This window comes from Amycolatopsis antarctica (genome assembly GCF_002262875.1).
Classification (GTDB): Bacteria; Actinomycetota; Actinomycetes; order Mycobacteriales; family Pseudonocardiaceae; genus Amycolatopsis; species Amycolatopsis antarctica.
In genome coordinates, this window is the sequence record NZ_NKYE01000020.1 from 37,546 (window position 1) to 60,395 (window position 22,850).

General features: G+C 68.9%; 22 protein-coding genes. 5 read left to right on the forward strand and 17 right to left on the reverse strand.

Annotation, left to right across the window (positions count from 1 at the left end; translation table 11 throughout):
• Window positions 1-22: 22 nt before the first annotated feature.
• Genes CFN78_RS25135 through CFN78_RS25150 form a run of 4 tightly spaced genes read right to left on the reverse strand, consistent with a single transcriptional unit; the run spans window position 23 to window position 4,225 of the window.
• Complete coding sequence (locus CFN78_RS25135) at window positions 23-1,279, reverse strand: amino acid ABC transporter substrate-binding protein (RefSeq protein ID WP_094865502.1); 1,257 nt, start codon at window positions 1,277-1,279, stop codon at window positions 23-25.
• Window positions 1,269-2,432: an acyl-CoA dehydrogenase family protein gene (locus tag CFN78_RS25140; RefSeq protein ID WP_094865503.1), complete on the reverse strand. Its 1,164-nt coding sequence runs from the start codon at window positions 2,430-2,432 to the stop codon at window positions 1,269-1,271. The genes CFN78_RS25135 and CFN78_RS25140 overlap by 11 nt, the downstream gene beginning before the upstream one ends.
• A 50-nt stretch (window positions 2,433-2,482) precedes the next feature.
• Window positions 2,483-3,682: a CaiB/BaiF CoA transferase family protein gene (locus CFN78_RS25145; RefSeq protein ID WP_094865504.1), complete on the reverse strand. Its 1,200-nt coding sequence runs from the start codon at window positions 3,680-3,682 to the stop codon at window positions 2,483-2,485.
• Window positions 3,683-3,685: 3 nt separating this feature from the next.
• On the reverse strand, window positions 3,686-4,225 hold the full coding sequence (locus tag CFN78_RS25150) for a MaoC family dehydratase (protein ID WP_094865505.1): 540 nt from the start codon (window positions 4,223-4,225) through the stop codon (window positions 3,686-3,688).
• 156 nt (window positions 4,226-4,381) lie between these two features.
• Between CFN78_RS25150 and CFN78_RS25155 the strand changes: the two genes are divergently transcribed.
• Both CFN78_RS25155 and ilvA read left to right on the forward strand, forming a co-directional pair.
• A complete protein-coding gene (locus tag CFN78_RS25155) occupies window positions 4,382-5,119 on the forward strand; it encodes a FadR/GntR family transcriptional regulator (RefSeq protein WP_165777700.1) in 738 nt (245 codons plus the stop codon).
• Window positions 5,120-5,264: 145 nt separating this feature from the next.
• The gene (gene ilvA / locus CFN78_RS25160; protein ID WP_094865507.1) at window positions 5,265-6,572 is read left to right on the forward strand and encodes a threonine ammonia-lyase IlvA; all 1,308 of its coding nucleotides are present in this window, start codon (window positions 5,265-5,267) and stop codon (window positions 6,570-6,572) included.
• Between the two features lie 572 nt (window positions 6,573-7,144).
• Here the strand turns inward: ilvA and CFN78_RS28885 are convergent.
• From CFN78_RS28885 to CFN78_RS25195, 8 genes are all read right to left on the reverse strand, one after another.
• A complete protein-coding gene (locus CFN78_RS28885; protein ID WP_133116462.1) occupies window positions 7,145-7,522 on the reverse strand; it encodes a hypothetical protein in 378 nt (125 codons plus the stop codon).
• Window positions 7,523-7,941: 419 nt separating this feature from the next.
• Window positions 7,942-8,169, reverse strand: a complete 228-nt coding sequence (locus tag CFN78_RS25165; protein WP_094865508.1) for a hypothetical protein — start codon at window positions 8,167-8,169, stop codon at window positions 7,942-7,944.
• A 156-nt stretch (window positions 8,170-8,325) separates the two neighbouring features.
• Window positions 8,326-9,096 carry a crotonase/enoyl-CoA hydratase family protein gene (locus CFN78_RS25170; protein ID WP_094865509.1) on the reverse strand — a complete coding sequence of 257 codons (771 nt, stop codon included), beginning with the start codon at window positions 9,094-9,096 and terminating at the stop codon, window positions 8,326-8,328.
• 81 nt (window positions 9,097-9,177) lie between these two features.
• Window positions 9,178-10,278 carry an ABC transporter ATP-binding protein gene (locus tag CFN78_RS25175; RefSeq protein WP_094865510.1) on the reverse strand — a complete coding sequence of 367 codons (1,101 nt, stop codon included), beginning with the start codon at window positions 10,276-10,278 and terminating at the stop codon, window positions 9,178-9,180.
• Window positions 10,279-10,344: 66 nt separating this feature from the next.
• Window positions 10,345-11,211, reverse strand: a complete 867-nt coding sequence (locus CFN78_RS25180) for a carbohydrate ABC transporter permease (RefSeq protein WP_240519681.1) — start codon at window positions 11,209-11,211, stop codon at window positions 10,345-10,347.
• Window position 11,212: 1 nt separating this feature from the next.
• Window positions 11,213-12,166 (reverse strand): carbohydrate ABC transporter permease, encoded by a 954-nt coding sequence (locus CFN78_RS25185; RefSeq protein ID WP_094865511.1) that lies wholly within the window; start codon window positions 12,164-12,166, stop codon window positions 11,213-11,215.
• On the reverse strand, window positions 12,163-13,509 hold the full coding sequence (locus CFN78_RS25190) for an ABC transporter substrate-binding protein (RefSeq protein WP_094865512.1): 1,347 nt from the start codon (window positions 13,507-13,509) through the stop codon (window positions 12,163-12,165). Before CFN78_RS25190 ends, CFN78_RS25185 begins: the two co-directional genes overlap by 4 nt.
• Window positions 13,502-14,506 (reverse strand): zinc-dependent alcohol dehydrogenase family protein, encoded by a 1,005-nt coding sequence (locus CFN78_RS25195; RefSeq protein WP_094865513.1) that lies wholly within the window; start codon window positions 14,504-14,506, stop codon window positions 13,502-13,504. Before CFN78_RS25195 ends, CFN78_RS25190 begins: the two co-directional genes overlap by 8 nt.
• Window positions 14,507-14,636: 130 nt before the next feature.
• Here CFN78_RS25195 and CFN78_RS25200 point away from each other — a divergent pair, with 130 nt between their 5' ends.
• Window positions 14,637-15,617 carry a sugar-binding transcriptional regulator gene (locus tag CFN78_RS25200; RefSeq protein WP_094865514.1) on the forward strand — a complete coding sequence of 327 codons (981 nt, stop codon included), beginning with the start codon at window positions 14,637-14,639 and terminating at the stop codon, window positions 15,615-15,617.
• A gap of 57 nt (window positions 15,618-15,674) precedes the next feature.
• Here the strand turns inward: CFN78_RS25200 and CFN78_RS25205 are convergent, their stop codons facing one another.
• The 5 genes from CFN78_RS25205 to CFN78_RS25225 all read right to left on the reverse strand — a co-directional run bounded on the left by CFN78_RS25205 (window position 15,675) and on the right by CFN78_RS25225 (window position 21,069).
• A complete protein-coding gene (locus tag CFN78_RS25205) occupies window positions 15,675-16,790 on the reverse strand; it encodes an MBL fold metallo-hydrolase (RefSeq protein ID WP_420807925.1) in 1,116 nt (371 codons plus the stop codon).
• Between the two features lie 141 nt (window positions 16,791-16,931).
• Window positions 16,932-18,350, reverse strand: a complete 1,419-nt coding sequence (xylB, locus tag CFN78_RS25210) for a xylulokinase (RefSeq protein WP_240519682.1) — start codon at window positions 18,348-18,350, stop codon at window positions 16,932-16,934.
• Window positions 18,347-19,219, reverse strand: a complete 873-nt coding sequence (locus tag CFN78_RS25215) for a DeoR/GlpR family DNA-binding transcription regulator (protein ID WP_094865516.1) — start codon at window positions 19,217-19,219, stop codon at window positions 18,347-18,349. The genes xylB and CFN78_RS25215 overlap by 4 nt, the downstream gene beginning before the upstream one ends.
• Entirely contained in the window at window positions 19,212-20,279 is a 1,068-nt protein-coding gene (locus CFN78_RS25220; protein ID WP_240519683.1) for an NAD(P)-dependent alcohol dehydrogenase, read from the reverse strand. Before CFN78_RS25220 ends, CFN78_RS25215 begins: the two co-directional genes overlap by 8 nt.
• Before the next feature lie 169 nt (window positions 20,280-20,448).
• Complete coding sequence (locus CFN78_RS25225; RefSeq protein WP_094865518.1) at window positions 20,449-21,069, reverse strand: hypothetical protein; 621 nt, start codon at window positions 21,067-21,069, stop codon at window positions 20,449-20,451.
• A gap of 208 nt (window positions 21,070-21,277) precedes the next feature.
• On the opposite strand from CFN78_RS25225, the gene CFN78_RS25230 reads away from it, so the two are divergent.
• Window positions 21,278-21,793, forward strand: a complete 516-nt coding sequence (locus CFN78_RS25230; protein WP_094865519.1) for a DUF4232 domain-containing protein — start codon at window positions 21,278-21,280, stop codon at window positions 21,791-21,793.
• A gap of 159 nt (window positions 21,794-21,952) precedes the next feature.
• Window positions 21,953-22,831 (forward strand): NAD(P)H-binding protein, encoded by an 879-nt coding sequence (locus tag CFN78_RS25235; protein ID WP_094865520.1) that lies wholly within the window; start codon window positions 21,953-21,955, stop codon window positions 22,829-22,831.
• The last annotated feature ends 19 nt before the right edge of the window (window positions 22,832-22,850 follow it).

The following is a 22,850-nucleotide window of genomic DNA, read 5'->3' on the forward strand; positions in this document are numbered from 1 at the left end:
GGGCGGTTGTTCCTCGGTCCGGTCAGCGCTGCGACCAGGGTGTGCTCGGCCGGATCTCGGCGGACGCGTTCTCAGCCGGCGCGACGACGACCTGTTCACCCTTCTCGTCGAGCTGCACGGTCAGCATCGGCCGGCTCACGTTGGCGCCCTTGAGTCCACTCGGGTCGTCAGGGCCCGCGTAGTCGATCGGGCCGTAGAAGGTGTCCACGTCCAGTTCCAGCAGCGCTTCGCGGACCGCTTCGACCTCGACGCTGCCCGCCTTCTCGATCGCGAGCTGCAGGGACAGCGCGACCGCGCTGCCGCTGGGCGGCATGTACGAGGGCTTCTCGCCGTAACGGGCGACGTAGCGCGCCTCGTAGTCGGCGGCGGTACCGAAATACTCGTCGGCGAACTTCGCCGAGCTGTGCCACTGCGTGGGCGCCATGATGCCCCGGGTCGTCTGCGCGCCGAGCTGCTCCACGAAATTCTGCTCGGTCGGCGCCTGCACCATCAGCACGTACGGCGGCATCCAGTCGAGACTGCGCATGGTCTGCGTGGTCAGTACTCCCATCAGCGTGTGCCCCGCCTCCAGCAGCACGTCCGGATTCGCCCGCTGGAGCTGACCGATCGCACCGCGGATATCGTTGGCATCACTGGGAACCCGCTGGGTGCCGACGACACGGATGCCGAGTTCGCCTGCAAGTTTCTCGGTGGCCCGCTGCACGTCGACCATCGGCGCCTCGTCGGTGTGCAGGATTCCGATCGTCTTCACCCCGCGCCGGGCGAGTTCCCGCAGCGCGGACTCGGTGTAACGACTGGTGTTCGTCAACGGGCTGAACACGTAGTCCGATCCCTGGCTGAACACCGTGTCGGCGGCCGCGCCACCGGCGAAGAGGATCTTCTTGTTCGGCTCGGTCACCGCCGACGCGGCGAGCGTCAGGCCCGAGGAGTAGGAACCGAAGATGAAGTCGATCCCGTCCTCGCTGATGAGCCGCTGGATGAGCCGCACCGCCTGTTCCGGGTCGGACTGGTCGTCGTAGAAGACGATCTCCACCGGACGTTTGCGGTCACCGACCTTGATGCCGCCGAGTTCGTTGTTGACCATGTCGCGCCACAGTTCGTAGCCGTGTTTCACGGCGGCGCCCTCGATCGAGTACTTACCGGTGTCCGAGACGGCGGCGCCGATGCGGATCGGGCCGTTCGGGTCGTCCGCCGCGGGGGGCTGGGCGCAGCCGGAGAGCACCAGTGCGAGGGTGACGAGCAGTACGGCGGCCCGCCTCGCCCGCGTCCTAGCCGACATGAGCCTTGCCCCGCAACAGAGACTTGGCGATCACGGTGCGCAGGACGTCGTTGGTGCCTTCGCCGATCGCCATCAGCGGAGCGTCCCGGTAGAGCCGTTCCACCTCGAACTCGGCGGAGTACCCGTAGCCGCCGTGGATGCGCATCGAGTCGAGTGCGCACTGCAGCGCGGTCTCCGAGCTGAACACCTTCGCCATGCCGGACTCGGTGTCCATCCGGACACCCGCGTCGAGCTGGGACGCCGCCCAGTACGTCATCAACCGTGCTGCCTGCAGCTGGATGGCGATCTCGGCGAGTTTGATCTGTACCGCCTGGAACTCACCGATCGCCTGCCCGAACGCCTCACGTTCCCTGGCGTAGCGCAGAGCCTCCTCGTAGGCGCGCTGCGCGATTCCCACCGAACGGGCGGCGATGTTGACCCGGCCGGTCTCCAATGAGGACAGTGCTTGGCCGAGGCCTTTGCCCTCGACGCCGCCGAGCAGATTCTCCTTCGGTACCCGGACGTTGTCGAGCCGCAGTTCGCAGGACTCGGTGCCCTTGTAGCCGAGCTTGGGAATGTCCTTCTCCACCACGAACCCCTCGGAGGTGGTGTCGACGAGCAGGACACTCATTCCGTGGTGCGCGGGGCTGGCCGAGGGGTCGGTCTTCACCAGTACCGGCAGCGGGTTCGCGTACCGGGCGTTGGTGATCCACGTCTTCGCACCGTTGACGACGTAGTGGTCGCCGTCGAGCCGGGCCGTGGTCCGGATGCCCTGCAGATCGGTGCCCGCGCCGGGTTCGGTGAGCGCCAGGCCGGTCCGCAACTCCCCGGTGGCCAGCCGCGGCAGGTACGCGCGCTTCTGTTCCTCGGTGCCGTGCCGGGCGATCATGAAGCAGGACACCGAATGACTGCCGAGGATCCCGGCGACGCCCATCCAGCCGCGGGAGATCTCCTCGAAGGTGAGCACGAACGACACGGTGTCCGCGCCGAGTCCGCCGTACTCCTCGGGAATCGCCAGGCCGAACAGGCCCAGCTCCCCCATCGTCTCGACGATCTCGGTCGGGTAGCGGCCGGAGTGCTCCCAGTCGCGGGCGACCGGGATGATGTCCTTCTCCACGAAGTCCCGCAGGGTCTGGCGGAACATCCGCTGTTCGTCGTTGAACGAGAAATCCATTGATCGCTCCTGCTTGCTCGTCTGTTCTGCGCCGGGGATTGCCGGGGTGGTCAGGGAGTGCCGAAGGCGCCCGCGGCACGGATGTCGGCGATCCGTTCGCCGGAGTAACCCAGCAGGTCCCGCAGCACCTCGTCGGTGTGCTGGCCGCGTTCGGGTGCGCGGCGCGGCTCGGCTCGCACGGGGCCGACCCGGACCGGGGAGGCGACCTGGCGGACGGTGCCGAACACCGGGTGCTCGGTGCTGACGACCATCTCCCGCGCGACGGTCTGCTCGTCGGCGAGCGCCTGCGGAATGGAGTTGATCGGTGAACACGGGATCGAGGCGGCGCGCATCTCGCCCAGCCACTCCTCGACGGTCCTGAGCCCGAGTTCGGCATCGAGGATCGCCTCGAGTTCGTCGTGGTGGCGGGCGCGGTCGGCGAACGTGCGGAACCGGGGGTCCTCGGTCAGTTCCGGGCGGCCGATGATTCCGGCCAGGCGATGCCAGAACTTCTCCTTGGCACAGCCGACGACGAGCCAGCCATCCTTGGCCGGAAAGGTCTGGAACGGCACGAGCGAGGGGTGCGCGGACCGGGCGGTGCGGCGAGGTTCGTGGCCCGCGGTGAGATGCCAGGTCGCCAGGTAGGTCAGCATGCTGATCGCGGTGTCGTACAGGCTGACGTCGCAGTCGAGGCCGATACCGTCACGGCGGGCGGCGTGGATCCCGGAGATCAGTGCGGTCGCGGCGACCAGCCCACCGCTGTAGTCCACAAGGGACAGTCCGGTCTTCTCCGGTGCGCCGCCGGGGTCGCCGGTGACCGACATCCAGCCGGCGAGACCCTGCAGGATGTAGTCGTAGCCTGGTTCCTTGACCCGGGGGCCGGTCATGCCGAAGCCGGACAGCGAGCAGCAGACGATGGCCGGGTTGAGGTGCTTGAGATCCTCGTAACGGATGCCGAGTTTCTCCGGCACGTCACCGCGCAGGTTGGAGTACACGGCATCGGCGTTGCGTACCAGGTCCTCGAAGACGGCACGGCCCTCCGGCGTGCCGATGTCGAGGGAGATGCTGGACTTGTTGCGGTTGAAGGACTCGAAGAACAGCGAGTCCTCCCCCTCGACGTACGGCGGCACCTGTCTGCCGATGTCACCGCCGACCGACGGATCCTCGATCTTGATGATCTCGGCGCCCAGTTCGGCAAGGTGCAGCGAGCCGAACGGCCCGGCGCCGTACTGTTCGAGCGAGACGATCCTGATGTCCTGCAAGGGAAGCATTGGTCACCTCGCCTCGACGGTCAGCGGCTCGGCCGCTTCGGGGAACAGGTCCGCGGCACGGGCCGCACCCTGCTTGTGCACGTAGAAGGTGCGAACGAAGCTGCAGACCACGGCACCGTCCTGGTTGAGCGTGCGGGTGCGGATGGTGACGATGCCCGCGGCGGGCCTGCTGCCCGACTCGCGTTTCTCCAGCACGATCGACTCCGACCACAGTGTGTCGCCGGCGAACACCGGGTTGGAGAACTTCACGTCGTCGAGCCCGAGGTTGGCGAAGGCATTCTGGGTGACGTCGATGACGCTCTGCCCGATCGCGATGGCGAGGGTGAGGGTGGAGACGACGATCGGCCGTCCGAACTCGGAACCGGCGCCGACCTGTGCGTTGAAGTGGGCCTGGTTGGTGTTCATGCTGAGCAGGGTGAACCAGGTGTTGTCGGTCTCGCTGACCGTGCGCCCGAGCGGGTGACGGTAGATGTCCGCCACCTCGAAGTCCTCGTAGAAGCGCCCCTGCCATCCGTCTCTGACCTGCGGTGACGTTGAACTCATGCCCTGAAAGTTAAACGTCTGACATTTCTCTGTCAATGCCGTGTTTCAAGATTTTTCAGTTACCTGGCAACGGGAACGAAACTTCTGACGTGGCCAGACATCGTCATGTCGGACGACCTCGGTGATTCATCAGGCACAAAGCGCTACACTCCCGGCGTGGACATCGTGGGGAGCAGCCAGGACCTGACACGGGGGCTCGGCGTCGCCCGGGTGCGGTCGGCGTATCAGCAGGTGGCGGACCAGCTCCGGCAGTTGATCATCACCGGAAAGCTGACCCCTGGGGACCGTCTGCCCTCGGAGGCCGAACTCGGCCAGGCCTTCGGCGTCAGCCGGAGCACGGTGCGGGAGGCGCTGCGGTCGCTGACCTCGCAGAACCTGGTGTACACCAGCCGGGGGGTGAATGGTGGCAGTTTCGTCGCCGACGCCGACCCGCGGAGCATCAGCGCGTACCTGGAAACCAGTCTCGGCCTGCTCAGTGCCGGGGGGCTGACGGTGGACGAGCTGCTCGCGGTGCGCGAGATGCTGGAGGTCCCGGCCGCCCGGCTGGCCGCGACGGAACGCAGCGAGAGCGATCTGCTGGCGCTGCGCACGGCGGTGGAGCAGGAGAACACGGAGGCGGGGCCTCAGCACGAGCATCCGCAGCACTTCCACATCCTGCTGCTCACCTGTTCCCACAACAGCCTGCTCGAAGTGGTCACGCAACCAATCTTCTCGGTGCTGAAGAACCGGTTCCTCCGTGGCAACGCGCCGGCGACGTTCTGGGATCAGGTGTGTGGCGACCACGCGAACATGGTGGAGGCCATCGAGCGCCGGGACGCGGACGCGGCGGGTTCGCTGATGCAGGAGCATCTGCACCGGCTGCGGGAGACCTACCTGGCCATGGATCGGGTCTGAGGCGACCCGTTCGCGCAGGCTGTGACGGCGGCGGGGCTAGAATCCGGCGCAGCAGCACGCGGGCGCGCGCCCTGCCCGGAGGTGGGGGGCGGACGCGTGAACCCGACCGGCGGGACCGTTCCGCCCGCGCATGAGATGAATCCGCATGGCTTCAGCAGAGAATTCCGGTGCAGCAGCGACATCCCGCACCGTCGACGTACTGGACACCGCGACCGTCACCGCCGCCGATGTGGACCGGGCGCGGGAACGGCTGCGCGGGGTCACCGCCAGCACGCCGCTGACACGGAACGAGCGCCTTTCGGACCGCGCGGCGGGCGAGGTGTGGGTCAAGCGCGAGGATCTGCAGCCGGTGCGTTCGTACAAGCTCCGCGGCGCGTACAACCTGATGGCGCAGCTCCCGAGCGGGGCGGCGTCGGCGGGAGTGGTGTGCGCGAGCGCGGGCAACCACGCGCAGGGCGTCGCGTACGCGTGCGCGGCGCTGGGGATCGAGGGCCGGGTCTATCTGCCGCGAACCACTCCCCGTCAGAAGCGCGAGCGGATCGCGGCGATCGGCGGGGAGCGGGTGCGGCTGGTGGTCTCGGGGGACGCCTACGACGACGCGCAGGCTGCCGCCGCGGCGTTCGCGGAGAGCACGGGCGCGCTGGTCGTGTCGGCGTTCGACGATCCGCGCACGGTCGCTGGTCAGGGCACGGTGGCCTGCGAGATCGTCGAGCAGCTCGGGGTGGCGCCGGACCGGATCGTGGTACCGGTCGGTGGCGGGGGTCTCCTGGCGGGCATGGCGGCCTGGCTGCGCGAGCGGCATCCGGGGGTGCGGCTGATCGGGGTCGAGCCGTCGGGGGCGGCGAGCATGACGGCGGCGCTGGCGGCGGGGCGGCCGGTCGCACTGCCCGAAGTGGACCCGTTCGTGGACGGCGCGGCTGTGCGGAGGGTGGGGCGGACGCCGTTCCCGATCGTGCGGGACAGCGGGACGGAGGTGCTCACACTGGACGCTGGCGCGGTGTGCGTGGAGATGCTGGATCTCTACCAGACGGACGGGATCATCGCGGAGCCCGCTGGGGCGCTGGCCACGGGCTCGCTGGGTGACGTGCTGACACCGGAGCCGGGTTCGGTGACGGTGTGCGTGCTCTCGGGCGGGAACAACGATGTCAGCCGGTACAGCGAGATTCTCGAGCGGGCGCTGGTGTTCGAGGGGCTGAAGCACTATTTCCTGGTGGATTTCCCGCAGGAGCCGGGAATGCTGCGTCGCTTTCTCGATAAGGTGCTGGGGCCGGACGACGACATCACGTTGTTCGAGTACGTGAAGCGCAACAACCGGGAGACAGGCCCCGCTCTGGTCGGTGTGGAGATCGGGGATCGCGGTGATCTGCCTGGTCTGCTGAAGCGGATGATGGACAGTCCGCTGCGGATCGAGCCCGTCGATCCGGACAGCGCGCTGTTCCGTTTCCTGCTCTGACACGGGCCGCCCCACTCGCGTCCACTGAGGACGTTCGCCGTTCTGCCCGCCGTGGTGAACCGCATGCCGGGCAGCGGCGTGCTCCCGCGGGCGGATCACTGTCCGGACCGTCTGCGGGCGGCCTGCGTCATAGCCGATTCGGACGTGGCACAGGACAACGCGTCGGCGAGCGTCGAGCAGGGTTCGGAATCGGAGGACAGGGCCGTGCCGCTGAACATCAGGCTGTCGGCGTTGACCGAGGCGGCCACCTGTCCGCCGATGCGCTGCTACTCGGCGCGGATCACGTCCGCAGTCCGCCGTTGCGTCCCGGCCAGGAACGTGCCGGGGTTTGGACCGGAATGGCGTGGCGGTGGCCTCGCCGGAAAAGCCCGTTCAGGTTGACAGCATTGGCGCGGCCGCCTCACGCCCAGGCGTTACGGAATCTGTGTAGTTACGGAATCTGCGTACCAGTTGAATAGATGATTTCCGCCCAGGGTAAAGTGTGCGTGGCGACGGGACGTGCACGTCCGAAGTGGGATCGCTTGCTGCTTTCGTGCTGGCCAAATTGGGCCAACACGAAAGCAGTCATACCTCTAACGAATGCGCTTCCCGCTGTCGTCCAGGTTTATCGGAAGCGTGGCTTCAAGATCCTCGATCAAGCGATCATAATGGCCGCGAGCCCGGTCGATTGCCAGAAGGTCCTCAATTTTATCCCAAGATTCGCCCTGCGCCCTTAATTTTTCAATCAAAGCGACCTCCGACTGGTCTGCGATTCTCCTCGTGTTCCTCATCAGTCGAACCCAAGACGCAATCAAAGAGTCAGGAAGTGGTTCGCTTTTGGTTGCCCCGACAGCAATCTGAAGGGCGACCAGTGAATCACTTTCTACCAGCCTCAACGCCTCAGGTTTCAAGGTTTTTTGAAGCCAATCTACAATAGTTGGGTCAACTCCAGAATCCATGGGATTCAGCATCCAATCCAGTCCTGCAAATGTCAATGTCGCGTACAGTTCAGTCGCGAGGGAGGTTCCGGCGTGCCGGCGCCGTCAGCCCAGGCACGCCCACGAGGTCACATCGCGCACGCGGGCGGTCCGGGACAGTCTCCGATGTCGTCCCAGTGCCCACAGGTGCTGATCGCCCGGGCCAACGTCGCCGAAGTCGTGCCTGAAACCCGAGAACATCGCCCCAATACGCCCCGACCGGAACGCAAGACACAAGAACCAGCACCGGAAACCAATCCCTGCCCCGAAACTACCCCGTTCCCTCCCGCGCGATCGCAGCCATGAGCTCGCGACGGAGTGCGGCACCGATCCCGTGCTACTCCCCCTCGACGAGGTTGCCGTGGGCGAACGGAATCTCCGAGAGCACCTACCACGCCAAGGCCGGAGATACGTTACGGTCCTCCACCCCATGCCACACCTGGACCGGTGCGGAGATGCCACTGATCGGCGAGCTGCCCGATGTCGGCCGCGTAACCCGGCAGTGAGGCCTGCCGATCCGGGTCGGAGTCGCCCGTTCCCGGCTTGTCCACCGAGATCCACCGCATCCCGGCGGCACGGGCAGCGTCGTCGTACCCGTGGCCGAGCAGACCCGAGGCGGGCCGGCTGGCGTGTAGACGCACGGCGTCCCCCTCGGGGCGCCGAATTCGTGGAACGCGAGCCGCCGACCGTCCGGTAGGGACACCGACCGTACAAATTTCTCCGCCATTCCACCGATTGTGCACGCGTGCACCCCCGGCGAGAGCCGTGTGCGCGCGAAGCGAACGCCAGGGCGGTGGTCAGCCGAAGTCGCCGTGGCGGCCCGCTCCGTCCGCGAACCGGGTCGCCCCGGCCACCGCCTCGTCGGTGAGGGAGACGCGGCCGTGCGCGAACTCGTTGGCCAGTGCCTCCGCCTCGTCGAGTCCGTCCTGTTCCAGCAGGGACATCCGATCCTGGCGCAGGCAGGTCTGCGGGAAAGCGGCGAGCGTTCGGGCGAGTTCGCGGGCGGCGGCGAGCGCGGTACCGGCGGGTACACGCCGGTTCACCAGCCCCATCGCGAGCGCTTCGGCGGCGTCGACGGGCCTGCCGGTGAGCACCAGGTCCATCGCCCGGCTCGCGCCGATGAGGCGGGGCAGGCGGACCGTGCCGCCGTCGATCAGCGGGACGCCCCACCGCCTGCAGAACACGCCCAGCACGGCGTCCTCGGCGGCGACGCGCAGATCGGCCCACAGGGCGAGTTCCAGACCGCCGGCGACGGCATGGCCCTCGATCGCCGCGATCACCGGTTTGCCGAGCCGCATCCGGGTGGGCCCCATCGGTCCGTCACCGCTGTCGGCGATCCGGTTGCCCTCGCCCGCACCGATCGCCTTGAGGTCGGCGCCCGCGCAGAACGTCCCGCCCTCGCCGTACAGCACGGCGACGTCGGCGTCCTGGTCGGCGTCGAAGACGCGGAACGCCTCGGCGAGTTCCCATGCGGTGGCACGGTCCACGGCATTGCGCACGGCGGGACGGGCGATGCCGATCGTGGTGATCCGGTCCGCACGCCGGACCGTGACGTTCTGTGCTGCCATACGCGCGGCGCCCCCTCGTGCCGGGATGTCTGGACGGGGTCCATGGTCTCCCGGTTCGAGGGGGCGCGCAGGCCGTGCGGATCAGTCCAGCAGGGTGACCCCGCTGGACGGGTGGAAGGCGTGCAGTTCGTCCTCGTCGCGGATGCCGACGCGGACCCGCTCGCCGAGGCGGGGCGGGGTCCGGCCGTCGACCCGGACGACGATCCGCTGCTTTCCGGAACCGGCGGCGACGACCCCGTGCAGGTAGGCGTCGGCACCGAGTTCCTCGACCAGTTCCACGGTCAGCTCGAACGAGTCCTCACCGTCGCCGACCAGGCGCAGCGTTTCGGGACGCACTCCGACGGTGACCTCGCCGAGGTCGTCGGCGGAGGCCCTGTCGAGGATCGCGCGGGGCAGCCGCACGGTCAGGTCCCCGAGACTGACGCCGTCACCGGCGATCGGGAAGGTCGCGAGGTTCATCGCGGGCGAGCCGATGAAACCGGCGACGAACGCGTTCGCTGGACGGTCGTACAGCTCGCGCGGCGAGGCGCACTGCTGCAACATCCCGTCCTTGAGCACGGCCACCCGATCACCCATCGTCATGGCCTCGACCTGGTCGTGGGTGACGTAGATGGTGGTGGTGCCCAGCCGGTTCTGCAGGGCGGCGATGTTCGCCCGCGTCTCCACCCGCAGCTTGGCGTCCAGATTGGACAGTGGCTCGTCCATCAGGAACACCGAGGGCTCGCGCACAATGGCCCGGCCCATGGCGACCCGCTGCCGCTGACCACCGGAGAGCGCCTTCGGCTTGCGGTCCAGGTACTTGCTCAGGTCGAGCAGCTCGGCCGCCTCCTTGACCTTGCTCTGGATCGTGTCCTTCGACATTCCGCGCAACCGCAGGGCGAAACCCATGTTCTCCGCGACGGTCATGTGCGGGTACAGGGCGTAGGACTGGAACACCATGGCGATGTCACGGTCCTTGGGCGGCAGATCGGTCACCTCGCGGTCACCGATGCGGATGGCGCCCTCGTCCACATCCTCCAGCCCGGCGACCATCCGCAGGGCGGTGGACTTGCCGGAGCCGGACGGGCCGACCAGCACCAGGAACTCTCCGTCGGACACGGTCAGGTCCAGACGGTCGACCGCGCGGACCGGCGGTGATCCCGCGTAGACCCTCGACGCATCTGCGTAGGCGACGTCAGCCATTGTTGTCCTCCGGGATAGGTACGGCAGTGCTGCTTTCGATTGTGGTGGATCCGCGGGAGAACGGGCTCACTTGACCGCTCCCATCGACAGACCCCGGACGAGGTGGTTCTGCGCGAACCAGCCGACGATCATCACCGGCAGCGAGGCGAGCAGTGCCGCCGCGGAGAGCTGGGCCCAGTACAGGCCCTCACTGGTGATGAATCCGACCAGGAACACCGGCACGGTACCGGCGCGGGCCGCGGTCAGGTTGACGGCGTAGAAGAACTCCGTCCACGAGAAGATGACGCAGATGAGCGCGGTGGCCGCGATACCGGGGGCGACCACCGGCAGGATCACCTTGCGCAGCAAGGTGGGCAGGTTCGCCCCGTCGATGCGCCCGGCCTCGATCATCTCCTTCGGTACCTCGAGGAAGAACGATCGCATCATCCAGATAGCCAGCGGCAGGTTCATCGCCGTGTACAGGATCACCAGCGCCCACACGTTGTCCAGCAGCTTGAAGTTCTGCGAGATCACGTAGAGCGGGATGATCGCGGCGACGATCGGCAACATCTTGGTGGAGAGGAAGAAACCCAGCGCGTTGCTGGTGCCCTTCACCGGTGCCAGGGACAGCGCGTACGCCGCGGGCACACCGAGCACGAGCACGGCGAGCGTGGAGATGACGGTGACGAAGGCCGAGTTTCCCAGGTAGGGCAGGAAACCTCGGTCGAGGATGCCGATGATCTGGTCGAGCGTCGGCGTGAAGAACAGCTTCGGCGGGTTGGTTGCCGCGTCCGCCTCCTGCTTGAACGTCGTCAGCACCATCCACAGCACCGGGAAGACGAACAGGATCGCGGCGATCCAGGTCGCCACGGTCAGCGCCGACTTGCCGAACCTGTTGGTCACCTTGCGCCGCGGGACGGTTTCGGCCGGGGCGTCGAGGGTCTGCGTGCTCATGTCACTTCACCCCTTCGTTGACCGAGAACGTCCGGAACATCAAGCGCAGCGCGAAGGTGGCGACGATCAGCGTCATGATCACGACGATGACGCCCATCGCGGACGACTGCCCGACGTCGAAGCCCTCGAACGCACGCTGGTAGATGTAGTACGGCAGGTTGGTACTCGACGTACCCGGACCGCCCTGTGTCATCAGGAAGATCGCGTCGAAGCTGTTGACGATGTAGATCGCCCCCAGCAGGATCGCGAGCTGCAGGTACTTGCTCAACTGCGGCAGGGTGATCGAGACGAACGTGCGCCACCGTCCGGCGCCGTCGACCTGGGCAGCCTCCAGCACCTCCTTGGACTGGGCCTGCAGTCCGGCGAGGATCAGCAGCATCATGAACGGCGTCCACTGCCAGACGATCTGCACCATCACCGAGCCGAGCGGGTACTCCGAAAGCCAGTCGATGTCGGTGCCCAGAACGAAGTTGAGCAACCCGGCGACCGGGTCGAACATCGTCGTCTTCCACATCAGCGCGCCCGCGGCGGGCAGAATGAGGAACGGCGTGATGATCAGGGTCCGGACGATGCCCCGGCCGAGGAACTTGCGATCCAGCAACAGGGCGAGACCGAGGCCGAGGAACATCGCGGCGAACACGCAGACGACCGTCAGCAGGACGGTGTTGAACAGCGCCCCGCGGAACTGGCTGTCCGCGAACACGTCGATGTAGTTTTGCAGCCCGACGAACTCCTGCGACCCGGGACGAACCAGGTTGAAGGACTGGAACGAGTAGAACACCGTCAGCAGGAACGGAATCTGCGTCACCGCGATGACGAAGATCAGTGCGGGAAGCAGCGGCGCCCGCCGCTTCCACGCACCGGAGTTCCCGCTTCCCGGGGCGGTGCCGGTGCCGTGCCGCGAGCCGCGTTCCGGCGGCGTGGTCGCGGTAGGGGTCTTGACAGTGGAGGTCATGACTTCTCCCGGTAGGACTCTCCGACGGTCTGCGCGTACTCCTGCGCCTGTTCGAGCGCCTCGTCGACCGAGATCTGACCGGCGACGGCCGCCGACAACTGCTGACTGACCCGGGTGCCGAGGTCCTGGAACTCGGGAATGCCGACGAACTGGATGCCCGGGTAAGGCACCGGTTCGGTCATCGTCTGCTGCTGGTTCGCCTTGCTGATCGCGTCCAGCGTGGGCTGTGCGTAGGCCTTGGCGGCCTCGCGGTACTCCGGGATCTCATAGGTCGAGAGCCTGCAGCCGGGCGGCACCTTGTTCCAGCTCAGCTCGGAGCCGACCTTCTTGATGTAGTCCTTGTTCGTCATCCACTGCATGAAGTTCCAGGCCGCCTGCTTGTTCTCGGTGACCTTCGGGATGGCGAGCGACCAGGTGTAGAGCCAGCCGGAACTCTCCGTCTTCGACACCGGCGCCTGCGTGTAGCCGGACTTGCCGACGACGGTGCTGCTCTCCGGGTCCTCGTTGGTGCCCGCCATGACCGTGGCGTCGTACCACATGGCGGCCTGGCCCTGTCCGTAACGGTTTCCGCATTCGGAGAAGCCCGCGCTGGAGGCGCCGACCTGGCCGTGCTGGCGCAGCAGGTCGACGTAGAAGTTCGCCGCCTCGCGGAACTCCGGCGAGGTGAGCTGCGCGTTCCAGTCCTGGTCGAACCAGCGGCCGCCGAAGGTGTTGACCACCGTGCTGAACGGGGCGAGGCTCTCGCCCCAGCCGGGCTTGCCACGCAGGCAGATTCCCGCGACGCCACCTTCCTTGTCGTCGAGCTTCGCCGCGAATCCGGCGATCTGCTCCCAGGTCGGATTCGGCGGCATGGTCAGGCCGGCCTGCTCGAACAGGTCCTTGCGATAGGTCAGGAACGACGATTCGCCGTAGAACGGCACCGCGTACATGTTGCCCTCGTAGGACAGCGAGTCGCGGATGCTGGGAATGAAGTCGTCCGGATCGTAGCCGGGAGTGCCCTCGACGTAGGGCTGCAGGTTCTCCAGCCATCCGTTGGCGGCCCACTGCGGGGCTTCGTAGTTGCTGATCATCACCACGTCGAACTCGCCGCCCTCGGTGGCGGTGGAGGCGGTGATCTTCGCGCGTGCCTGGTTCTCCGGCAGCGACACGAATTTCAGGTTCACCCCGGGGTTCGCGGCCTCGAAGTCCTTGGACAGGTCGACCGCGTCGTTCATCTGCGGATTGGACACGATGGCGACGACGAGGGTCTGCTCCCCCGCGCCGAGGGCACCCGCGCCCGCGCAGCCGGTCATCGCAAGCAACGCGGCGGCGAACAGCGGGATGAGTCGTGCGCGCCTAGCCATGGTCGCCTCCCGGTAGTACCTGCACCTTCAGGCCACCACCGCTGCGCATCAGGTCGAGTGCCTCGGCGAACTTCTCCAGCGGCAACTCGTCGGTCAGCAGCGAAGCGGAATCGATCTTCCCGGAGGCGACCAGGTCGAGGGCGACCTCGTAGCTGTGCAGCACGGCCATCGAGCCGACGATGGTGATCTCGTCGTTGTAGATGCGGAACGGCGAGAGCGCGACGCGCGCTTCCTCCGGCGCCACACCGAAAACGAGCAGCCTGCCGCCTCGGCGGAGGGAGTCGAAGGCGGCTTCGATGGCGGGCACCGCACCGGTGCAGTCGGCGGCGGCGTCGAACTTCTCGTCGTGCAGTTCGCTCACGTCACCGGCGACGGCGACGGCACCCAGTTCCCTGGCCCGCCCGAGCCGGGAGAGGTTGCGGTCGACGACGGTGACCTCGGCACCGGAGCGCTGCAGGAGCTGCTGCATGACCAGGCCCATCGTGCCCGCACCGACGATGAGGAACCGCTCGCCGGGCTCGGCGCCGATCCGGCGCACCCCGTGCACCGCACAGGAGACGGGCTCTACGAGCGCACCCTGCTGCCAGGTCATGCCATCGGGCATCCGGAAGCAGTTGGCCGAGGGAACGGCGACGTACTCGGCGAAGGCACCGTTGACGGTGTCGCCGGTGGCGCCCCAGTTCTCACACAGGTTGCCGTGTCCCGCCCGGCAGGGCCTGCAGTAACCGCAGAACAGCGACGGGTCCACGGCGACGCGGTCGCCGACCTCCCAGCCGCCCGGCACGTCCGTCCCGAGTTCCACGATCTCGCCGGCGAACTCATGTCCGGGGACGATCGGGTACGGGGTCGGCGGGAAGTGACCGTCGGCGATGTGAAGGTCGGTCCCGCAGATTCCGCAGGCTCCGACTTTGATCACAACCTGCCGTTCTCCCGGCTTCGGATCGGGTACTTCTCCGACCCTGATGGAGCCTGGCTGGTCAACGATCGCGGCTCGCATTATCGCCACCTCTCCCGTGCTCAGTTGAGCGTCTTGAACTTTGTGCTTTTCGAGGTTTGTCTCGGCATTGAAGAGGTCCGCACCATGTTAAGTCAACATTTCCTGGTAGTTTTACTGATATGGTGCTCAAGTGAGCAACGGTAGGAAGCATCAGGGATTGGCTGAGGCCGTGCAGGCCGCCTCGATCGCGCACCGGTTCTACGTCCGGGGTCAGTCGAAGCTGGAGATCGCCGACGCCTTCGCCATGAGCAGGTTCAAGGTCGCCCGAATCCTGGATGCCGCAAGGGAAAGCGGACTGGTCCGGGTCGAGTTCGACCTGCCTGCCCCGATCGATCTGCGCCTGTCGGATGAGGTGCGCTCGGCGTACCGGCTGGATCGCGCGATCGTGCTCGATAGAGCAGCCAGCCAGGGTGACCGGCCCGAGGTACGCAGGCGTATCGGCTCCATCGCGGCGCAACTGCTGTCCGAGATCGTCACCAAGGACGACGTACTCGGGGTCGCATGGGCACGTTCGGTGAACGTGATGGCCGAGGCCATCCGGAAGCTTCCGGGCTGCCCGATCGTGCAGCTGTGCGGGGTACAGGCGGGCATGGACATGCACGACCGTTCGGTCGAGACGGTGCGCCGGGTGGCCGCCGTGTCCGGTGGGGACGCCTACCCGATCTTCGGCCCGCTCGTGCTTCCCGACCGCCGCACCACCGAGACCCTGCGCAGGCAGCCCGGGATCGCCGAGACCTTCGGCCAGTTCCGCAACCTCACGAAGGCCGTCGTCAGCATCGGCGCCTGGCGGGACGGCGAGTCCACCGTGTACGACTCGCTGCAGCCCGCCGAACGCGACGCGATCCGCAAGCGCGGCGCGAAGGGGGAGATCGCCGCCAGGCTGTTCGACGCCAACGGCACCGCGCTCTCCACCGGGCTGGCCCACCACGTGCTCGCGGTGTCCACCGAGGAGCTCGCCAAGGTGCCGGAGGTGATCGCCCTCGGTTACACCGCACCGAAAGCCGAGGGGATAGACGCCGTACTGCGGTCCGGCACCGTCTCGACACTCATCACCGACACGAAGGCCGCCGAACCGCTGCTGCAACTCGCCGCGGCCCGACCGGTCACCTGAGACCCGGCACGCACTGGGCCGGGCTCAGGCGGACGGACGGAAACCGGTGTCCGCCCCTCACGCGAGGTACTGCCACCAGCCGTCCACCGCCGGCGGCTGGTCGACGTCGATCCGCTCGCCGGGCCTGGGCACCGCGAGCACGACCTCGTGCGCCTTGGCCTCGCGCCACACCCGGTCCGCGGGCTCGCCCCACGGGTGCAGGGCGAGGTTGAACGTGCCCCAGTGCACCGGGATCAGCACACCACCTCGCACGTCCCGGTGGGTGGCCACGCCCTCCTCCGGCGTCATGTGGATGTCCGGCCAGCTCGCGTTGTAGGCACCGATCTGGACCAGGGTCGCGTCGAAGGGTCCGTACTGCTCTCCGATCGCCGCGTAGCCGTCGAAGTAGCCGGAGTCGCCGGTGTAGAACACCGACCGGCTCGGCCCGGCCAGCACCCACGAGGCCCACAGCGTGTTGTTGCGGGTGAACAGCCGTCCGGAGAAGTGCTGGCCGGGGGCCGCGGTGATTCGCACACCCGCGATCTCGGTGCTCTCCGACCAGTCGAGTTCGACGATCCGCGACTCCGGGACACCCCAGCGTCGCAGGTGCGCACCGACACCGAGCGCGGTGACGAAGGGCGCCTGCTGGTCGCGCAGGAGCAGCCGCACGGCGTCCCGGTCGAGGTGGTCGTAGTGGTCGTGCGAGATGACGATCGCGTCGAGGCGGGGCAGTTCCTCCAGCCGGTGCGGTGCCGGGTGCATCCGGCGGGGGCCGACGAACTGGACCGGGGACGGCCGCTCGCCCCACACGGGGTCCAGCAGCAGGCGCCTGCCCTCGATCTCGACCAGCGTGGACGCATGCCCGTACCAGGTGATGTGCAGGCCGTCGACCGGACGGTCCGCGGCCTGCGGCACGAGCGGGATCCGGCCCGGCGGCCTGCGGGCGGCACCGCCGCTGAGGAAGTCGCGCACCGTGAACGGCTCGTCGTTCGGCAACGGTGGCCGGGGCGGCTGCGGGGCGTTGCGGAAGCGGCCGTCGTGGAAGCGCGGCGAGCGCTCCAGCAGCCGCGGGTCCGGTTTGCCGCCCACCGCGGGCAGCACCACGTGCGCGGCGGCCCCCAGGATCCCGCCGGCGATCCGGCCCGCCGCTCCCAGCACCGAGCGGCCGATGTTCGAAGTCCCTGTCCCCGGCATTCGCATCCCCTTCCGTTCCTGCCGAGTCGAACGCACACGGGTGCCCCCGCGTTCCCCGGGGCACCGTTGGTGGGAGATGGCCCACCCTTCCGGTGGGCGCCCCGGGCCGGCGGTGTCCCCTGTGGACGGTCGGTCCGTCGTTCAGCCGCCGTGAACGGTGTCCCGGGCCTGGGCATGCCGCTCGCGTACCCGTTCACCCTCCCTGGCTTCCTCGGTCCCCGGCTCGTCGAGCGTGAGCACGGCCTCCTGGCGCCACCGGGGCGGCTCCGCCCCGCCGGTCAGTGCCCAGGCCGCCTGCCTGGCGGCGCCGATGGCGACGTGCTGGGCGGGCTCGGGCACCACGACCTTCGCACCGAAGATGCCGGGCGCCACCGCGCGCACGCTGTCCGACTGCGCCGCGCCACCGATCAGCAGCACCCGCCGGACCGTCGTGCCGTGCTCCCGCAAGGCGTCCAGCCCGGCCGCGATGCCGCACAGCATGCCCTCCACCGCGGCCCTGGCCAGGTTCTCCGGGGTCATGTTGGCCCGGCGCAGACCGAACAGCGAACCACTGGCCTCCGGCAGGTTGGGCGTGCGTTCCCCGTCCAGGTAGGGCAACAGGGTCAGGCCCGCCGCGCCGGGTGCGGCCGCCATGGCCAGCCGGTCCAGTTCGGCGAGGTCCACGCCGAGCGCCGTGGCCATCGCGGTGAGCACTCGCGCGGCGTTGAGCGTGCAGGCCAGCGGCAGGAACCGGCCGGTGGCGTCGGCGAAACCGGCGACCACCCCGGCCGGGTCCGCGGCGGGAGCGTCGTGCACGCCGAACACCGCACCACTGGTCCCCAGCGAGACGACGACATCACCGGGGCCGAGACCGAGAGCGAGGGCACCGGCCATGTTGTCTCCGGTACCGGCCGAGACCAGCACACCGTCGGCCGTGTGCCCCGCGGGCTCGGCAGGACCGAGCACCCGCGGCAGTTCCGGCTTGCGGCCGCCGAACGCGGTCGCCAGCAGGTCCTCCCGGTAGGCACCGTCCGCGGGCGAGTAGTACCCGGTGCCGGAGGCGTCGCCGCGATCGGTGGTGGGATCGCCGGACCGGCCGAGCAGCGACCAGGTGAGCCAGTCGTGCGGCAGGACGACGCGGGCCACCCGGTCGGCGAGTTCCGGTTCGTGCTCGGCGAACCAGCGCAGCTTCGTGACGGTGAAGCTGGCGACCGGCACCGAACCGACCGCCTCGGCCCACGCCCTCGGGCCGCCGAGTTCGTCGATCAGGTCGAAGGCGGCGGACGCCGAGCGGGTGTCGTTCCACAGCAACGCGGGGCGCACCGTCTCCCCCTCGGCGTCGAGGGTCACCATGCCGTGCTGCTGTCCCGCCACGCCGACTGCGCTCACGTCGTCGAGCAGGCCGCTGCCCGCCTCGGTCAGCGCTTCCCACCAGCGGGCCGGGTCGACCTCGGTGGTGTCCGGGTGTTCGGCGCTCGCCACACGGCGCACCTCCCCGGTGGCGGCGTCGCAGACGACGACCTTCGTCGACTGCGTCGACGAGTCGACCCCGGCCACCAGTGCGGCTGATTCCACGGTCACGCTCCCGATCCTGATTCGTCCACTACGGACACCGCACCAGCGTGCGGAGCCCCGGTCACCGTACTTACCGCTGTGCCGGCACAGCCGTCCACGATCTCGATGCCGGTACCGAGCCTGCGGATGGCGGCCAGCTCGGCGGCGGGGGCCGCCCGGTCGGTGACGACCAGGTCGACGTCGGCCGTGCCGCCGTGGTCGTAAGTGGCCGTCCGGCCGAACTTGGAGTGATCGGCCAGCACGATCCGCCGCCCGGCCGCGCACAGCAGCGCGGCCTTCAGCTCGGCGTACTGCTCGACCGGGTGGTACATCCGGCCGTGCGCGATCGCCGTGGCCGAGACGAACGCGGTGTCCGCCCAGACCTCCGCCAGCGCGGACACCACCTCGGGGCCGAAGCAGGAGTCGAAGTCGCCCTTGTAGGAGCCGCCGAGCAACCGCACGCCGACGCCCGGCGCCTCGGCCAGCAACCGGGCGATGCGCAGCGAGTTGGTCACCACGGTGAGCCGTTCGAACCCGGTCAGCGCCGCGGCGAGCGGGAACAAGGTGGTCGAGTCGTCGAGCAGCAGGGTCTGGCCCTCGCGGACGTGCGCGACGGCCGCGGCGGCCAGCGCCCGTTTGCAGTCGCGGCGCAGGCCCTCCCGGAACCGGGTCGCCGTCTCCAGGGTCAGCGCCGGATAGGCGGCCACCTTGCCGCGCAGCTTGCGCAGCAGCCTGCGCGCCGCGAGATCGTCCAGATCCCGGTGGATGGTCATCAGGCTCACGCCGAAACGTTCGCCGAGCGCGCCGATCCGCACCTCCCCCGCGTCGATCACGTGCCGCAGGATCTCCTGGCGGCGGCGTTCGACCTCGGCGTCGGACAGCCGGGGCCTAACCACGGCGCGACTCCTGGGGCAATACGACGGGTTTGATCACCGTGCTGTCGCGGGCGGCCACGGTCAGCGCCTGCTCGACCTCGTCGAGCGCGAACCGGTGGGTCACCAGGCGCCCGAGGTCGACTGCTCCGCTCGCGGCGAGATCGATGGCCGCGGGCCAGGTGCTCGCGTACCGGAACGTGCCGGTGACCTCCAGTTCCCGGCCCTGCACGTGGGAGAGCGGGAGGGTCAGCTCGTCCCCGCCCATGCCGACGAGCACGACCCGGCCCGCTCTGGCGACCTGCCGGATGGCGTCGCCGGTGGCCGCGGCCACGCCCGAGCATTCGAGCAGGACGTCCGGCTCGTAGCCGGTGCCCGCCAGGTCGCGCGCGCTCACGTCCACGACGTCGGTGGCGCCGATCTCGGTGGCGACGGCGAGCCGGTCGGCGTTCACGTCGGTCACCACGACCTCGCTCGCCCCGAAGGCCCTGGCGCACTGCGCGGCCACCAGGCCGATCGGCCCGGCACCGGTGACCAGCACCCGGGAGCCGGGACGCACCCGCGCCTTGCCACAGGCCCACACGCCCACCGAGAGGGGTTCCAGCAGCGCGCCCTCCTCGTCCCCGAGCGCGTCCGGAATCGGGTGGGCGAAGTCCTCGCGCAGCACCACGTACTCGCAGAACGCCCCGTCGACGGGCGGGGTGCCGAAGAACCGCATCCGGGGGCACAGGTTGTAGCGGCCGAGACGGCACTGCGAGCAGGTGGAGCAGGGCACCCCCGGTTCGAGGGCGACCCGGGTGCCGGGTTCGTGCAGGGTCGCACCGGCGCCGGTCGCGACCACCACCCCGGCGGGCTCGTGGCCCAGCACGAGCGGCTGCTCGACGACGAAGTCGCCGATCCGGCCGTGCTCGTAGTAGTGCACGTCCGACCCGCAGGTACCCACGGCGGTCACCCGGATCAGTGCCTCGCGCGGGCCGGGCACCGGGACCGGGCGTTCCTCCAGGACGAGGTCGTGCACGCCACGAAGCACGGACACGCGCATCGTGGAGGGAAGGTCCCCTGCCGGTCGCGGCGTCGGGCGCATGGCTCCTCCATCGGGTCGGTGCCGGCCTGGCGGGGCCAAGTGTTTTCTTACCAGGGGATCACGGATTTGTTAACACAAAAATCGGGATGATCTGCCGCGCGGCAGGGGCACGGGCACCGCGACCGCCTCGGCACGGCGGGACCCACCCGTACCCGGTAGCCGTGGCGACTCAGAGGAAGTCGCGCCAGAACGGCACCACCCGTCGCGGATCCCACGCCACGTCCGCCCGATCCGCACCGGAGCGGCCGACGAACTCCTGATGGACGTAGTCCGCCAGGTCTGTTCCGTAGTAGACGATGTCGGTCTGCCAGATGGACAGCACCGGGTGGCCCGAAGTTCCGCGCAGAGCGGGGAGAAACCGGTGCCCGTACACCGGGATCATCGCCGGTACCCGGACGAGTGCCCGCCGCGCGGTCGCCAGTGCCTCCTGGAGGCCGGGCGGGCGTTCGCCCCAGGTGTCGTGCCACGTCCCGTTGTGCTCGACGTCGAACAGAACGCCATCGACGGGCCGCCGCAGGCGCTCGCGGAGTTCCTCGGGGTCGCCGCCGCGCCATTCGGGCCAGGGCCGGTCATAGGTCCGGATCCGTTCGTCCTTCTCGGGAACACTGCCGTTCAGCGGCAGTCCCGCAGCCAGGAAAGCGCGATGATCGTCGGCGAAGGTGAACCCGTGTTCTCGTTCGACGCGCTCGAACTCCGAGTCGGTCAATCCCGGCGCGATCTCACAACATCCCGTCCGCGCCAGCAGGCGTGCTGCCTCGGCCCCCAGCCGGCTTCCCTCGCTTACCGCCATCCGGCGATGGTAACGCCGATCGACCTTCGCCGTCGGCGCCCGCGATCCACCGAGATCGGCTTTTCCTTCGCAGGCAAGGACGTTTCGGCGGCCGGGAGGTTGCGTGGCCGGGGCGTATCTCACGTTCGGCGCCCCGGCGGGCATCCCGGCACCGTACCGCGCGTCCTTGGTTGTACGAGGGCGAACGAGAGACCGAAAGGGGACGATCATGGCAAGCACACGCACGATCAGGTTCGGCGCCGCGGCAGTCGTCACGGGGGCGATCGCGGCCGGCGGGCTCACGGTGGCGGCGGGCAGTGCCCAGGCGATGCCCACCGACACCAATACCTGCCTGCCCGGCGAGGTGACCGCCCAGGTGACCGAAGGCGTGGCCCCGGTGCAGGGCGAGAAGCTGTTCCGGCTGACCTTCACCGCGGTACCCGGAGAGGACTGCGTGCTCACCGGCACTCCCGGCGAGGTCACGTTCCACGACGCGGCCGGCGCACCGCTCGGAGTGGACTCGTTCGCGAGCGCACCGCAGAGCGCGCCGCAGGAGCACGTCGACGCGGAGCACCCGGCCGAGGTCGTGCTGCGCGCACCGGACGCGGACCTGCCCGGCGCACCGGCGGCCTCGGTCTCGTTCACCATGCCGAACAGCGGAACCGGTCTCGGTTTCCGGGTGGCCTGGCCGAGCCCGGTCAACGGCCCGGTGGAGGTCGGCAACATCGGCGCGCCGGTGGGCTGAGACCACAGGGGTGGCCCCGCTCCCCGGGCGGGACCACCCCCGGCGGCGGTGAACACGAGGACCGGCAACCTCCTTGACCTCAAGTAATGTTCAGGTCATATCGTGGTTTTCCCTGTCGTTCCACGAGGTTCGGCATCGGCACACCGCGGAAGGAACACGATGACCGAGGCGCGAACGATCCTGGTGACCGGAGCGACCGGAAATGTCGGCCGCTCACTGGTCACCGGGCTGGCCGAGCGCGGTGTACGGGTGCGGGCGCTGGTGCGTGATCCCGCTGCCGCCGCCCTGCCGGACGGGGTGACGGCCGTGTGCGGCGACCTGACCGATCCGGCGACCGTCGCCGAGGCGGCGCACGGCGTGGACGCCGCGTTCCTGCTGTGGCCGCTGATCACCGACAAGGGAGCACCCGCCGTACTGGACGCGATCGGGTCGCACACGAGGCGGCTGGTGTACCTGTCCTCCAGCGGTGTCCGGGACGACCTCGAACGTCAGCAGGACCCGATCAACCAGTTCCACGCCGATCTCGAACGGCACATCCGCGAGCGCGGCTTCGACGCCACTTTCCTGCGAGCGGGCGGTTTCGCCGCCAACACTCTGGGCTGGGCGGAGTCGGTCCGGGAGCAGGGCCGGGTTCGCGAACCGTTCGGCCGCGCGCACCGGGCGCTCATCCACGAACGCGACATCGCCGAGGTGGCCGTGCGGGCACTCACCGGCGACGGGCACACCGGGGCCACCTACGTGCTCACCGGACCCGAGTCGCAGACCACCGCCGAACGGGTACGGGTACTCGGCGAGACACTCGGGACCGAGGTCCGCTTCGAGGAGGTCCCCCGGGACCGGGCACGCGCCGAGATGCTCGCCCAGGGCTGGCCAGAACACGTGGCGGACGGCATGCTCGCCGCGTACCGCGACATGGAGGCCGCGCCGGACCCGGTGACCGGCACGGTCGCCGAGATCACCGGTCAACCCGCGCGAACCTTCGCTCGCTGGGTGACCGACCACGCAGCCGACTTCCGCGCACCGTCCACAGTGGACTGACCTGACGGCAACCGACTGC